Origin of the sequence: Photobacterium sp. NCIMB 13483 (genome assembly GCF_003025475.1) — a bacterium.
Classification (GTDB): domain Bacteria; phylum Pseudomonadota; class Gammaproteobacteria; order Enterobacterales; family Vibrionaceae; genus Photobacterium; species Photobacterium piscicola.
In genome coordinates this window covers 51874-66595 of record NZ_PYLV01000002.1, presented here as the reverse complement: position 1 = coordinate 66595, position 14722 = coordinate 51874, and the positions used below count along the sequence as shown (strand labels likewise).

Annotated in this window: 11 protein-coding genes, 1 pseudogene and 1 CRISPR repeat array (1 of these 13 cut by a window edge); of the genes and pseudogenes, 2 read left to right on the top strand and 10 right to left on the bottom strand. The window is 36.4% G+C overall.

Annotated features, from left to right (window positions below; genetic code table 11):
- A CRISPR array of direct repeats spans nucleotides 1-368; the repeat unit is 28 nt; unit sequence GTTCACTGCCGTACAGGCAGCTTAGAAA (it extends 322 nt beyond the left edge of the window).
- 21 nt (nucleotides 369-389) lie between these two features.
- Together C9I86_RS02160 and C9I86_RS02155 are read right to left on the bottom strand one after the other, a co-directional pair.
- A pseudogene (locus C9I86_RS02160) lies at nucleotides 390-1163 on the bottom strand (RecX family transcriptional regulator); the annotation flags it as partial.
- Between the two features lie 41 nt (nucleotides 1164-1204).
- The gene (locus C9I86_RS02155) at nucleotides 1205-1459 is read right to left on the bottom strand and encodes a hypothetical protein (RefSeq protein ID WP_080155883.1); all 255 of its coding nucleotides are present in this window, start codon (nucleotides 1457-1459) and stop codon (nucleotides 1205-1207) included.
- 406 nt (nucleotides 1460-1865) lie between these two features.
- Between C9I86_RS02155 and C9I86_RS02150 the strand changes: the two genes are divergently transcribed.
- Together C9I86_RS02150 and panB are read left to right on the top strand one after the other, a co-directional pair.
- Nucleotides 1866-2096, top strand: coding sequence for a PAS factor family protein (locus C9I86_RS02150; RefSeq protein ID WP_107275673.1), 231 nt, complete (start codon nucleotides 1866-1868; stop codon nucleotides 2094-2096).
- Nucleotides 2097-2806: 710 nt separating this feature from the next.
- Complete coding sequence (panB, locus tag C9I86_RS02140) at nucleotides 2807-3598, top strand: 3-methyl-2-oxobutanoate hydroxymethyltransferase (protein ID WP_107275482.1); 792 nt, start codon at nucleotides 2807-2809, stop codon at nucleotides 3596-3598.
- Nucleotides 3599-3649: 51 nt separating this feature from the next.
- On the opposite strand, the gene C9I86_RS02135 is transcribed toward panB, so the two are convergent.
- From C9I86_RS02135 to C9I86_RS02100, 8 genes are all read right to left on the bottom strand, one after another.
- Nucleotides 3650-4573, bottom strand: coding sequence for an arginase family protein (locus C9I86_RS02135; protein WP_107275481.1), 924 nt, complete (start codon nucleotides 4571-4573; stop codon nucleotides 3650-3652).
- A gap of 333 nt (nucleotides 4574-4906) precedes the next feature.
- Nucleotides 4907-5524 (bottom strand): HAD family phosphatase, encoded by a 618-nt coding sequence (locus C9I86_RS02130; RefSeq protein ID WP_080155878.1) that lies wholly within the window; start codon nucleotides 5522-5524, stop codon nucleotides 4907-4909.
- Nucleotides 5525-5691: 167 nt separating this feature from the next.
- The gene (locus C9I86_RS02125; protein WP_080155877.1) at nucleotides 5692-6699 is read right to left on the bottom strand and encodes a transposase; all 1008 of its coding nucleotides are present in this window, start codon (nucleotides 6697-6699) and stop codon (nucleotides 5692-5694) included.
- A 183-nt stretch (nucleotides 6700-6882) separates the two neighbouring features.
- Nucleotides 6883-8412: a cytochrome c peroxidase gene (locus C9I86_RS02120; RefSeq protein WP_107275480.1), complete on the bottom strand. Its 1530-nt coding sequence runs from the start codon at nucleotides 8410-8412 to the stop codon at nucleotides 6883-6885.
- A 311-nt stretch (nucleotides 8413-8723) separates the two neighbouring features.
- Complete coding sequence (locus C9I86_RS02115) at nucleotides 8724-10115, bottom strand: sensor histidine kinase (protein ID WP_107275479.1); 1392 nt, start codon at nucleotides 10113-10115, stop codon at nucleotides 8724-8726.
- Between the two features lie 16 nt (nucleotides 10116-10131).
- Complete coding sequence (locus C9I86_RS02110) at nucleotides 10132-10797, bottom strand: response regulator transcription factor (protein WP_107275478.1); 666 nt, start codon at nucleotides 10795-10797, stop codon at nucleotides 10132-10134.
- 141 nt (nucleotides 10798-10938) lie between these two features.
- Nucleotides 10939-12258 carry an ABC transporter substrate-binding protein gene (locus C9I86_RS02105; RefSeq protein ID WP_107275672.1) on the bottom strand — a complete coding sequence of 440 codons (1320 nt, stop codon included), beginning with the start codon at nucleotides 12256-12258 and terminating at the stop codon, nucleotides 10939-10941.
- A 59-nt stretch (nucleotides 12259-12317) separates the two neighbouring features.
- Entirely contained in the window at nucleotides 12318-14297 is a 1980-nt protein-coding gene (locus C9I86_RS02100; RefSeq protein WP_080155873.1) for a methyl-accepting chemotaxis protein, read from the bottom strand.
- Nucleotides 14298-14722 lie beyond the last annotated feature (425 nt).

Below are 14722 nucleotides of genomic sequence, written 5' to 3'. Positions count from 1 at the left end.
CTTAGAAACCGTTCGAACCGGCATGGCGAGAGATTTTGACGTTCACTGCCGTACAGGCAGCTTAGAAATGCTTTTCGGAAATGCGACGCACTTCGTCTAGGTTCACTGCCGTACAGGCAGCTTAGAAAAGTCGTATAAACCCCCTCACTTACACAATGGCGTTCACTGCCGTACAGGCAGCTTAGAAATGAGCATCAATGGTTTAGATTGCTTTGCCTGAGTTCACTGCCGTACAGGCAGCTTAGAAAATTTTCCAATAGCGCCGCTCGTCTCTAAAATCGCTCACTGCCGTACAGGCAGCTTAGAAAATCATGGCATTGACAGAAGTTAAGCTTAGGTTGTTCACTGCCGTACAGGCAGTTTTAATTACTTACTGCAGCCATCGCTTCTTTGATTTCATCTGAGCTATAGCCTTTTGATGACAAATACGCATAGGCTTTACTTTTGTCTTTAAAATTCGATAGATCAAACCGCTTTTTCGCTAACACTAATTGGCAATTTTCATAAAAATCGACCTCACCCGCTTCCTCTAAATCATAGAAGACTTGCTCAAGATTAGTAATATCAACATGTTTCATTTTAAGCTCTTGCTTAATCACTGTTTTTCCTTTGAGCTTTCTCACCAATTTCAATACTTCGGTTTCAAGATCCGCATTCATGCCTTTGATTTTAGCTTTAGTTAATAGCGTATCGGCAGCATCATGTTCAGCAATCGCTCTTGAAATATCTTGAAAACTGTACCCTCGCTTAGTGAGATCGTTGGTTATTTTCTCTTTGGTGGTTTGACTAAAATCATCATAACTATCTAAACGACTTTTGATCATATCAAGTTCAGACACTTGTTTTTTCTCCATAATCTCAATTAATGCTTCTTCAATGATTATTGCAGGAATACCTTTACCTTTTAATTTCTGTTTAATGTACTGTTGTCCATGTTCATTAGAGAAAGCCATCTCACTAAAGTGCAGTGCAAATTGAAGATCTTCTTTTACATAACCGAAATCTTTCATTTGTTGCAACACAGTCTCAATCCAATCTTGTTGCTCTGTTTTGGCCTCTAATTTTTTTCGTAGTTCATACTCGGTATGATCACGTAAATTGAGATGATAAATCGCACTGTTAATCACATTCTGGATAGTTTTTGCTGGATACGGTTTTTTCATATGATTAACCCTTATTGATAATAAAAATTCGAATGAAAATGTTATTTAAACACAGCTGATCGTCGAATCGTTGCTCGAACTGTAATCGCGGTTAAGCCAATATAGTAAATAGCAATGATTACAGCGGGTAACGCATCACGATCAAATACTGAATGAACAGCAAAAATGCAGTAACTGATAATAATGGCAGGAATAATAAATACACTATTATTACGAGGATAAAGATTTAAGATCAAAAATAGCTGATGAACGCCCGCTAACACCAACGGTAACGTTATCATTAAAAACCATAACATAGTCAATTCCTTTGAAGCAAAAGTACCTTTAGTTCGCCATTGTATACTGATAATGAAAGAAGCTAACTATTATGCTTCGTTCTTTTTTGATTAAAATAGCAGACATTAAGCCTCCACTTTTAGACATCATTAAACCTTAACCGTCAATAAAGACGCATATGGCTAAAAATCATCAAGACTTTAATAACTTACACTCGAAAATTTCAAATCATGAACTAAGATAATGAAGTAACGCGCTACGTTATTTAAATAAAATGAATACTGCATAGGAATGGATGTGCGAAATAATCACTTTAATATATCAGTTGCGTACATCCTTATGCGTTATGTGACTAATATCCCAGATATTTAGTCGATATAACGTAACTATAAACGACTAAGTAATTAAGGAGTTACTATGAATAATATCGCTAATCTTATTTATGACACTTTGGTCGATCTATCAAACAATGCACCAGAACAACATGCAAAAATCCGTCAAAATTTATACGACCAATTAGATCTACCATTAAACAAGCAACGCGACTTATATTCAAATGCACTTGGACCTGCAAGCTCAGGAATGCTAGAAAATAATAGTGATTTTAACAACACAGTTAATATCGCTATTAAAGCGCTTGAGACACCTGAAAAATAAATTAACGAAGATTAATAACAATATAAAAAAGTAATCACTATTTAGTTGAGGAAACAAAGCTCTCAGATAAAAACAATATCATTGTATGGTATTGTTAAAATATATCAACTACATACGGAAACGCCCAAGGTTATTAGCCTTAGGCGTTTCTTCTTACGAACATCAAACTTTACAGTGTCACATACGAAGTCGTATAAAACATTATGCTATTGGTTTTAATACTTTAGTTTGTGCTAAAAACACCCACAAGAAAAATATCATAAACACAAAATCATTAGCACCATAGATACTATAAAATATACCGGCAAATAAATCTTGATCATAAACAGCACTCAGATCATGACCTTTAAACCAACAGATCCACGATATTACATAGACTAATTTTTCAATAACAAATGCTCCTGCCACCGATATTCATCATGGCTGCAGCGATAAATCCCAATTTAACTATTTTATCTTTCATATATTACTCCCCTAAACTTACTAGAATAAAAATAAAACATATACATTACTTTAGTAAAAATAAACGCGTATTTATTTATATCTCGATACTTAATTTCACTTTGACAAATATTATACATATCGAATAAAAACAAGATGGATAACACATTTTAAGCTGTCACATAACAAATGTGGTCTGTCTTAATTGAAATATATACACACATTAAGACATGTTAGCATCATTTTTTTACCACAAAAAAGAATGACTAATGAAAAAAATCACCATTTCAGATTTAAATAATTGGAAAGTATTAGGTAAAAAATTTGCAGCAATCACCGCTTATGATGCAAGTTTTTCAAAGGTCTTTGATTCACAAAACATACCAGTATTGGTTGTCGGAGACTCCCTTGGTTCCGTTATACAAGGAAAACCCACAACACTCGATGTCAGTGTTGATGATCTGGTTTACCACACACAATGCGTGAGAGCAGGAAGCCCAAATGCATTTATTATTTCAGATTTACCTTTTATGAGTTATCACACGCCTAATACAGCATGCGAATCAGCCGCCAAGCTAATGAAAGCGGGAGCTAATATGATAAAAGTTGAAGGCGGTAGTTGGTTAATCGATACTGTTAAAATATTAACAGAACGGTCAGTACCAATTTGTGCACACTTAGGCTTAATGCCACAAGCTGTTAATATATATGGTGGATATAAAGTTCAGGGAAAAACAGAAGCACAAGCCACAGAAATAATGGAAAATGCTCAACAGTTACAACAAGCAGGTGCTAAGGTGTTAGTTCTAGAATGCGTACCCGCTAAATTAGCCCAACAAATTACACTTGAACTCAATATTCCAGTAATTGGTATTGGTGCAGGTAAAGATACCGATGGCCAAGTTTTAGTTATGCACGATATCTTAGGTGTATCAGCTAATTATATTCCACGTTTTTCAAGGAATTTCCTCGCAGAAACAGGTTCAATTGAAGCAGCTGTAACAAAATATCGCGAAGAAGTGGAACAACAAACGTTCCCTGATGACAAACACAGTTTCTAAAATAAACAATTTAAAACCGATTAACCATATCGGTTTTATTTATTGAATCTATTACGATCGAAATCCCCATACAGCATCAATAAGCTTTACCATTAATTCTTTAGATATTCCATTATCATCAAGCTCTGGCATATACTCAACAAAATCAGCACCAATAAATTTAGGGCTAGAAGCAAGACTATAAACAAGACGCAATGCTTCTCTCGCGCTTAAACCACCTACATTTGGAGTTGCACAGGCTCGAAATATGCAACCATCTAACGCATCATAATCAAATGATAAATAAATATGGTCGTAGTCTTGTTCCAATGTTGTCATTAAGCTTTTTATAACATTATTAAATCCATGTTCCTCAATAAATGCCATATCATAATTAGTAATATTCAATTCATTTATTAAATCGAACTCATTTCGCATAACATCTCTAATACCAATGTAATAAACATCCTGAGGATTAATTGCAATATCAGCAGGCATATTCCATTCATTATATGGGTATTGATTCATTAATAATGCCAGCGGTTTTCCATGCAAATTACTGTCTAAGCTATTATTGATATCAGCATGTGCATCAACCCAAACAACAGCAACCTTTTTACCTTTCCCTTTTTGGTAAAATTCCATCGTTGCTTGTAATGTTCCAACCGCAATCGAATGATCGCCACCAATTGTAATTGGAATGCGGTTATTCTGATAACTCTTTAACAACGTTGATTTCAGACTATTTGTATAATTCAATAATGCGTTGTCTTTATCGCCATGATCAATGAAATGTTTAACATCAGACGTTACCGCAACATCACCAATATCGATGATATCTGAGGCCCAACGTTGTGTTCTGACTTGAATCCAATCAGTAAGCCCGACCCATGAACCCTCATCCATTTCACGAAGACCATCAACCGTATTTTTATCCGTCGTTACACACCCTAATTGGTTAAAGGGAGCACCAATAATATCAAAACCTTTTTTCATCCGTGCTCCCTATCGTTAATTACATCCATGTCGCTACATCACTATACTATAGAGATGACTATAGTGGATATAGTGGACAGCCATATAAATTAGCACCTAAAAATCAACGCTAACCTCTCGTTTAACTATTGATAATCTCGTACTTTTCTCATTGGACAGCCAAATCTTTTTATTCTGATATAAACCTCAGTTGACTAAAAAGTAGACTATAGTGGACAGCCATATAAATTAGCACCTAAAAATCAACGCTAACCTCTCGTTTAACTATTGATAATCTCGTACTTTTCTCATTGGACAGCCAAATCTTTTTATTCTGATATAAACTTCAGTTGACTAAAAAGAAACCCCCAACGATTTTAATTCGCACTCACATTGTATTGAATCTTTAAATTGAATAGCAGAAAAACCTAATGTTCTAGCACCTTCAACATTAGGTGACATATCATCAATAAATACAGATTCAGATGCCTGAAGATTATATTTATTAAGTAAACAATGAAATATTGCTACCTGCGGCTTTAAGCATCCCACTTCAGCAGACACAATCGCACCATCAAACATTGGCCAAAAATCATATTGTTTTTTAAGATAATCAACAATTTCAACAACATTATCAGTCAAAGCATAAATATTGTAGCCAGCTAGTTTTACCCTATTAATCAACTCAACAGAGCCAAATAAAAGAATTTGACTTTGCTTTATATAATAAAATAACCGTTCAATATCCTCTTTAGAATACTTAAGCTGCTCTTGATATCTTATTTTAGCTTCTGATTCAGTCAATTCGCCTTTATTCAGCGCTGCCCATAACTCACTATGAAAAATAGTTTTTGTTAATTGTTCTGGGTATTCTATTTCACCAAAAGTTAGCTTAATAATTTCAAGTGGATTCCAACGTACAACTACATTTCCAATATCAAACACTATATTTTTAATGTTATTAGTCGTCATTATTCACCTCCTCTATATAACAATAATTAAACACAATTTATTTAAAATAATACTTGAAGTTAATATTTTAAAATGAGAAATACTCGACAATAATTTAAAACAGGATCGACAACACCCACAATCCTGGCTGTGATCGCGGTATCATTATCTAATAAAGATAAACACATCTAACTTGGATGTAACTGGTGGCTTGCTGATTTTCCCTTGCACCACTGCCCACCAACGCGTTGTTTGAAGGCACACATTTGAGACCATTTACCACTCACGTTGGCATAATGTTCCATAAATTGTTCACTATGCTCAAGCCAAGCATCTGATGTTATACCCATTTTCTGCAAAATTCTTGGTTGGTTGGGTGCAATAAACCCTTTTTTATCATTTCGAATAAATCGACCCGTCCAATCAATAAGCTCAAGATAATCGGCAAAAGTGACATTAACACCCACTTTTTTAGCTTGATGTTCACCACCAACAAAAGGTAATAATTGAAAACGAGAGATATCTGATGATGATTGTTGTGTCGATGTTTTCGTTTGGTGATGTTCACGAATACGTTGCTGAATAGAGGTAAAATCTGATTGTTCTAATGACGGTGTAACGCCAGCCCTGATCGGGTTTAAATCTACGTACATCATGCAAGATAATAATGCCTGTTCGTCTAACAACGCTTGAGATTTAAAACGTCCTTCCCAAAATGCACCTTTGCATTGATCTTCTTTATTGGCTTTTCGCGCGATTTCTTCATTAAGACAACGCATAAACCAACTAATACTGCCTAATCGTTGTTGCCATTCAGCCACTAAATTTGATAATGCTTGTTGTTTATCTGCGGCTATTTGCCCATCTTTTAAAAAATCAACCGCGATAGGATGGCCGCTAAATAACTGTAACCAACGTGATATTACTTCTTCTGGGGTTAATTTTTGTTGCTGCTCAATATCTATTTTTAGCACTAAATGATAATGGTTACTCATAACGGCATAAGCACAAATATCAATACAAAATACAGCTGCTAATTGTTTGATTTTATTTACTATCCAACCACGACGATGTTGATAGTTTTTACCGTTATACGGATCATCCCCACACAGATAAGCACGACGCACACAGCGATTAATTACATGATAAAAAGGAGTAATTTGAGGTTCTATCAATTTTCGTCTTGAAATTGTCATTCGTTTCACCATAAGCAACTTGAAGCTTAAGTGTAGTCACTCATTACTGATGTGCAAGAATATGGCTGTCCACTGTTTTTTCTGTTTTTTGATATTTATGGTGGCGTAAAAGCCTAATATTTTAAGTCCGAAAGCAAAAAAGCCGCCATATAACGTGGCGGCTATTATCAATCAATATTAATTTTAGTTAAGCGGCATTTCGGTAGGCAATTTACGTCCTGTCACTTGTTTCCAAACTTGATCTTTCGCGCTATTACACACTTGCTGACCATTCACATCATGGCAATTAAGGTTAGTTAACATTTTACCCTGATACTCACCTGTTAACGTTTTCAGATAAGCAACCATCGCTTTGGTGTCTTTTGGTGTAAAATCAGTATTACACTGATACTTCGCCATTGCATTAACCGCTTCAGATAATGTCGCTGCGCGACCACCAGAGAAATAAGGCCCAGTTATTGCTATATTACGTAAATTAGGCACTTTAAAATAATGCATTTGCTTTTCATTATGAGTAACTAAATAGCGCCCTTTATCACCCTCAATATGCTTACCCTTAAGGTTACCAAAGAAGCTACTATAAACACCCATTTTCTCGTATGATTGCCCGCCCATACTTTGACCTACGTGACAAGTTTGACAGCCTGTTTTTAAGAATAATTTAAAACCTTCAATTTCTTCAGGTGATAATGCACTTAAATTACCTTCTAAGTATTGGTCAAAACGGCTATTAGGCGTGATCAATGTTTTCTCATACTCAGCAATCGCATTGGTGATATTTGCCCCTGTCATACCGTCTTTATACGAGGCATCAAATAATTTAACTAACTGAGGATCTTGCTTAAGTTTAGCTATAATATTGCCCCAATTTTTTGATCCCATTTCAACGGGATTAAAAATAGGGCCAGCCGCTTGAGCAGCCAAATCTGCGGCACGACCATTCCAGAACTGACTCATATTAAATGCAGAATCATAAACGGTTGGCGCATTCATAGGATCATTAAGATTATTAATACCTAAACTGGTTGGTAAGTTATCGGTACCACCAGTATGGATAGAATGGCAACTTGAACATGCATACTTATTATTAGCTGATAAGTGGATGTTATTGTAAAGCGATAACCCTAATGCAACTTTCGCTGGATCTGTTTTAAATACGGTATGAATTGGTTGAATAGCCAAATTCTTAAACTGTGGTGCTGCAGTTGGGTTTGGATAATATTGTTGACGTTGATGCTTGATCCAATCTAACAGCAACTGTCGATCAGCACTGTTGAGGTATGCTGATGGCCAGTGTATAGCTAAATATTTAGGAATTGGCATTGAGTTATTGTTAAGAACAAACTCTAATTTAGCAAGCGCGACTTGATTTACTGCTTGATGTTGCTCAACTGCCTGTACAACAGGAGCAAGTTCAAACGATTGATTAGCTTTATCAATATCTGCTTGCATCGTTTGTTTCACACCTGGCAATTTAGCATAAAAAGGCAATGGGCTATTGATCGTATGGCAATCTGCACAGCCTTTTTCAGCTAATAATCGCATCGCTTGTGCGGATAGATCATCAATATTATGTAATGATAAAGCATCTAAGCGTTTATTCGCTAAAGTGACATCTTCTTTATGCACAGCGTATACAATTACACCATAGCCAACGATACCTAATGCTACTGCACTCACAATTGCTTTTTTTATATATTTCTTATTAATCATGATATTACTCTTTTGAAAACTTCCGCCAGCAATATATACCTATGCAGAATAATCAAAATAGCTAAATCACAAAAAAAACAAATACCTTGATTTAAATCAATATCATGTATCAAAATATTTTGTGTTGTTAATGAAAAATACACATCATAAAAACACAAAAATAATCATTATCTATTCTTTTTTAAAAAGCAGTGCATTAATTAATCACTTAATCGACAAAATAGATTAATAACTATATAACCAATCTACAAAAACTAAACTATAAATTTTATCTTTACATTCAATAAGTAATAATTATTCAAATGATATTCTTATTTATTCATTACTGGTAATAACAATTGAATTATCAAGCCATGAGGATGACGATTCTTCGCCTTCACGGTTCCATTCATTACCGTCATTGCTTCTTTAACAATCGCTAAACCGAGCCCATAACCTCCTGATTGTTTATCTCGAGCACCTTCAATACGAGTAAATGGATCAAAGATCCGTTTAAGATGTTGTGGTGCTATACCATGACCATCATCTTCGACACTCAATTGTACAAATTGCAGCCCTTCGATATCCACCAGCGCTAAATTAAGACTAATATGCGCATTTTTCCCCGCATATTTAATCGCATTTCCTAATAAGTTACTGATAACTCGAACTATCAACCGACTGTCACCTCGTACCATCGGTATATCATTATCAATACCAATAGTTAATATCTGTTGTGCCCCTAATAGAGCCTCAATATCGGGCACAGTGGTTAAACATAAACTCTCAACATCAATTGGAATCAAGTGCACATTATCGGTGGTATTTTGAAGCTGATTAAATTCTAAAATTTCATTGACCAATTGATTCATCTCTTCAGCTTCACGCTCTAATCTATCAACAAGATGTTGATGTTCAGACGCAACCCGTTTTCTCATTAAATGTAATGATAAGTTATGCCGAGCTAATGGAGTACGTAGTTCATGTGATACATCACGAATTAGGCGGCGTTGACGTTCTGATAGCATCTGAATCTTTTCGGCCATTTCATCAAAATCAGCAGCAAGTGATTTAAATTCAATGGTGCTATCACTCACTGTATTGGCTACCCTTACAGAAAAATCACCACTCGCAAGGCTACGGCTCGCCTCTCGCAAAGTATTTAATGGACGCTGTAAATAACGAGCAATAAGAAATGAAAACATCAAAAGAATTAATGCGGCAATCACGACCTGAATTAATCCAAAATAAAATGAAAAATATTTGGCAGGATGTAATTGATACGGTAATTGCACCATTAGCTGATTGCCATCTTTTAGAGGGATAGCAAATATAGGCTGATTAACACGAGAATCTAAAATAGCATTAATTCCACGGGCATAAGTCAGTTTGAAAGCAAAATGAGGGTGCATTTTTCTATCCCCCATTTCATGTTGATCTTTATCTAACACAAATAAGTAATAAGGTTGTTGCTTTTCCCATTGACCCAGTTGTTGTTTATTACCTGTATCAATTAACTGCTGGGCTTGCTCTGCCATTACTCGTATATTTTGCTGCACTTTCATTGGTACGTGCAGCATTGTTTTAACTAAGGCAATTTCAGCTAAATTTTGCAACAGTAATATTAATAATAAACTCACCGTAAAATACGAAAAAAGTCGTACAACCAAGCCATGTTGTTGATGCGGTTTATACCACGTTTTACGCTGGGAAAGGCTTTCCACTTAATGATCCTTTAATTTACTGGTTAACACTTTCGGTATAACTATAACCTCGGCCACGCACGGTCTTAATATGTAACTTAGACATACCCGCTAATACAATTTTACGGCGTATATTACTTATATGCATATCAAGATTACGGTCAAATGGACTTAATTCTTTTTTAAGCACTTGTTTTTGTAATTCGGCCTTTGATACCACAATCCCATCATGCTTGATTAAATACTCTAATAATTCCGCTTCTGTGCTAGTTAATGGTAAACGTGACATTTCTGCTGCCATATTTTCTTCACCAGAGCGAATATTATGACGCTGACGTTCAAGCCCTACACGCCGTAAAATAGCACTAATACGCGTCAATAATTCAGGTACTTTAAACGGTTTCGTAATGAAATGATCTGCCCCTGCTTGTAAACCATCAAGCATGGTTGCTTCATCACCTAATGCGGTTAACATCAAAATAGGGGTCGCAAACCGCTGACAAATACGACGCGCAACTTGCATTCCATCAAGATTAGGCAACATCACATCCAATAGTACTAAGTCGACGCCTTTATTTTGTAGATACTCAATTGCTGACTCACCACAATGAACACAACTGACATCATGACCTTCATCTTCTAGCACTTCAGTCAGTAATTCACACAACTGTACATCATCATCAACAACTAATATTTTTGACACAATAAATCATCCAAAAGAAAAACATCAGCATAGTAATATGCTTAACCTGTATATATCAACCATGCATCAACAATCACGTTATTCTCCGTATAGTTAGCCAATTCAAATAAGTGATTGTTGACTCAATTAAGCCCATCCTAACTACAACGAATTATTAACCACTGGTGGGGAAACCGTTATGGGTAGTGTTAGTGCTTGGCACATTTCAGCTAAGGTCTTCGCTTCACGTTGTGGTTGATACCAACTATTTAAACCCATTTGTACCGTCATTACCGCTTCTTCTGGGGTCATGGTGCCATTTAGTACTCCCACACTGGTTTCCCATAATTGCAATTCAAAATCGGGTTTGCCACGCGATAAAATTTGAGCTGAATTACGAATGGTAGAATCACAATTGTTACGCCACATCATCATTTCATTGGCAATAGGATGGTTAACATCGAAAAAGTGATTAGATAACGAGAAAAACCCAGGAATACCATTTGTTAATAATTCTGCGAACTCAGCGGTTGTCATCCATTGTAGAAATGCCGTTGCTGCTGCATTTTGCTCTGATTTAGTGTTTAGTCCCATCCCCAAATCGGTATGATCACTGATATAGCATTCATCTCCTTTGTTAACGACTGGAGGTGGAAAAACACCAAAATCGACACTGTTAGCAAAAGTAGATATATCCCACGAACCTGTTGGATAAATTGCAGCCTGACCGTTTTTAAACAACTCAATAGCTTCAGCATAACTGCGTTGCTGATAATTACTGCCTAAATACGGTGTCCAATTGGCTAAAGCGCGATAAGTGTTCAGATATGGGCTATCAGAGAAACGTGCTTGTGCTTGAATTAAGCCTAAGCGCCCATCTTCACCCTGCCAATAATTAGGACCTATATTCTGAAACCCCATCGTTGCGGCTTCCCATTTGTCTTTGGTGCCTAAAGCAATAGGTGTATAACGTTGGCTTTGTTTGATTTTTTCAAGTACATGTTTAAATTCAACAGTCGTTGCTGGCACCTGAAGTTTTAATTCTGAAAAAATAGTTTTATTGTAAAAAAATCCATGAATAACCGATGCCATAGGTAAGCAAAATGTTTGAGCACCTGAATCTGTTTGCCATGGGCCTAACGCAAAGCTGGGAAAATTCTCCATGCCTTGCATTTCAGTAATATCACTAAAATGCCCTTGCTGAAAGAGTGCCAATGATCCATCAAATGGACGACAAGCAATAAGATCACCCGCAGTTCCTTGCGCAAGATCTTTATCTAGCTGTTGATTAAATGTTGATGGATCGACTGGTGATCGGTATGTCACTTTAATATTAGGGTAATGCTGATTAAACGCTGGAATGATTGTTTTATCCCAAATAGCATTATCGTTACGCCAGGAATCAATAATAACCTGACCGCTGATTGATTGTGTATTCGCCAAAACTAAACTTGGGATTAATAACACTCCACCGCATACCATTTTGATGATGCTATTAGATGCTGAGCGTGTACGTTGAACAATATGTGAGTTTTGCATAATTAGACCTTAAAGCGTTCAATCAATTGACGTTGTTGAGCAGCCAGTTGCGATAATGCTTCGCTGCTTTGCGCAGATTCTCTCGCTTCATTTTCTGCGTTATATGCGACAGCCGCGATACCATTAATATGCTCAGAAACATCTTGGCTCACTGAGATCTGTTCTTCCGTTGCATGAGCAACTTGTATCGCCATATCTAAAATAAGATGCATACGATCAACGATTGTCTGTAAAGCAACATCCGTTGAACGAGCTTGCTCTACACATTGTTCAGTTTGTATTTGTGAACGCGTCATAACCTGTGACACCTGCAACGCATTTTGCTGCAAATTAGTTATCATTCGTTGAATTTCTTCTGTTGACTGCTGCGTTCGATTAGCTAAGGCCCGTACTTCATCAGCAACAACAGCAAAACCACGACCTTGTTCACCGGCTCTTGCTGCTTCTATCGCGGCATTAAGTGCTAATAAATTGGTTTGTTCAGCAATACTACGAATGACACCTAATATACTGCCAATATTGTTAGAGAATTCAGATAATTTTTGAGTAATAGCAACAGCTTCCGTCATTTCTACTGCAAGTTGTTCGGTAATCGTTCGGCTCGTTAAGACTAATTCTCGTCCTTGTTGTGCCGCTTGATTCACCTCATCGACTTCAGCCACGGTTTGTTCTGATGAACGTGATATTTCTTTTGCACTCACTTCCAACTCTGAAATAGCCGCTGCAACTTGATCCGTGCGCGATTTTTGGTCTTCAACTCTATTCATCGCTTTTTCGCTCGTCGTCGCAGTTTTGTTCGCTTCTGATACCAAATGCGCAGAGCCAATATGAATCTGAGTTAAAATATCGGCCATGCTGATAGATAATTGATCAATCGATCGCGATAACGCACCAAACTCACATCCAGAATGATAATTTGTACGTTGTGTCATATCCCCTTCAGTCATTTTCTTTAGAACTGAATTAATTCTCACCAACGGTGTGTGAATACGTTTTGCAGTAGTGATCGCGATAACAGCAGCAATCATCGTTGATACCAGTGCGGCAATAATAATACTTAGAATGGCTTGATTTGCCGCTTCATCCGCCGCTTGTTGGCTTGCTTTAGCGTTGGCTTGTGCATATTCCATATATACGGTTAATGCCTGTTGAGTCGCTGTTACCTGTTGGTTTGATTTTTCATTTAAAACGGCTAACTGTGAAGCTAATAAATGTTGCTTAGCCATCACCTCTAACATGCTATTCGCCCCTAATGTAAGCGCATAAACACGATTTAGATTTTTGCTATAACGTGCCTTAACATCCTCAGCAATATCAATCCTTGCAATACCCTGTGTCGCCATCTCAATATCTTTTGTGAGCACCGCCGATAATGTTTTAAGATCAGTTTGAGGCGTCGCTCGACGAACATTTTTTAAATCTCGGCTAATACCACTAGTAATTAATTCGACACGATTTCGCAATGAACGTTTATGACTGGCACTTTGAATAAGAAGGTTAGCTGCTGATTGGTAAGTATCTTCAAGGTGAATAAATTCAAGATTTAAACGTTGATGTTGGCGTTTAACCGCTAGCCATTGATCATAACGTTCAATAGCAGTATTTGATGAAGTAAAAAAAGCATTAGCAGCTATTAATGCCGTTGCTAATTCAGATTTTGCTCTTGAGTCAACCGCATAATGCTGTGCTTGCTGCTCTAGTAATCTAAAGTCATGTTCTGCTTTTTGAACATCAGCCTTTTTTATAGCCAACACCCCAATATTGGTGGTCGTTTGATAGTCAATTACCTTCAATTGATTTTCTCGCAAACTTGCCAATAATTGGCTTGCTGAAATAACCATAGGTGTTGATACTTCAGTAACATGTTGTAATCGGCTATGGATTCTATCGGTATTACCATAACTTATGCCTCCAAGGAGGAGAATAAGTACCAGCATTAGAGTAAATCCAGCAATAGTACGTTGAACAATTGAGAGTGACATACCTGACTCTATTGTAAAGGAATGAAGCCATTACCAATAACTGCATCAATAATGGATAGCCGCTCAATATAATTATTTCATCGCCTAAAATAAAAAAATATCCGCCATTTCAAAGCACAGATCACACTATTTTGCTTCTAAATTCTTCTATGGTATAGGTTTTTTTATACTATGAAACAAAATCCTATAAGCAAATAATTCCCTTCCTAATTAGAAACAAATATTCAACATTCCACTCAGAATAATTTTTTTCCTTCGTTTTATATTTTAAATATTAAACTTTATTTGAATGCCAAATACATAAAATACGCTTTCTGTTTGATCATTGAACTAAATCAATAAATTTATAGTTATTAACAAAATTCAATTAACTATCTGTTGACTTTACCAGAGGCTGCACCAAATCTAGCTTTAGCGAATTTCCC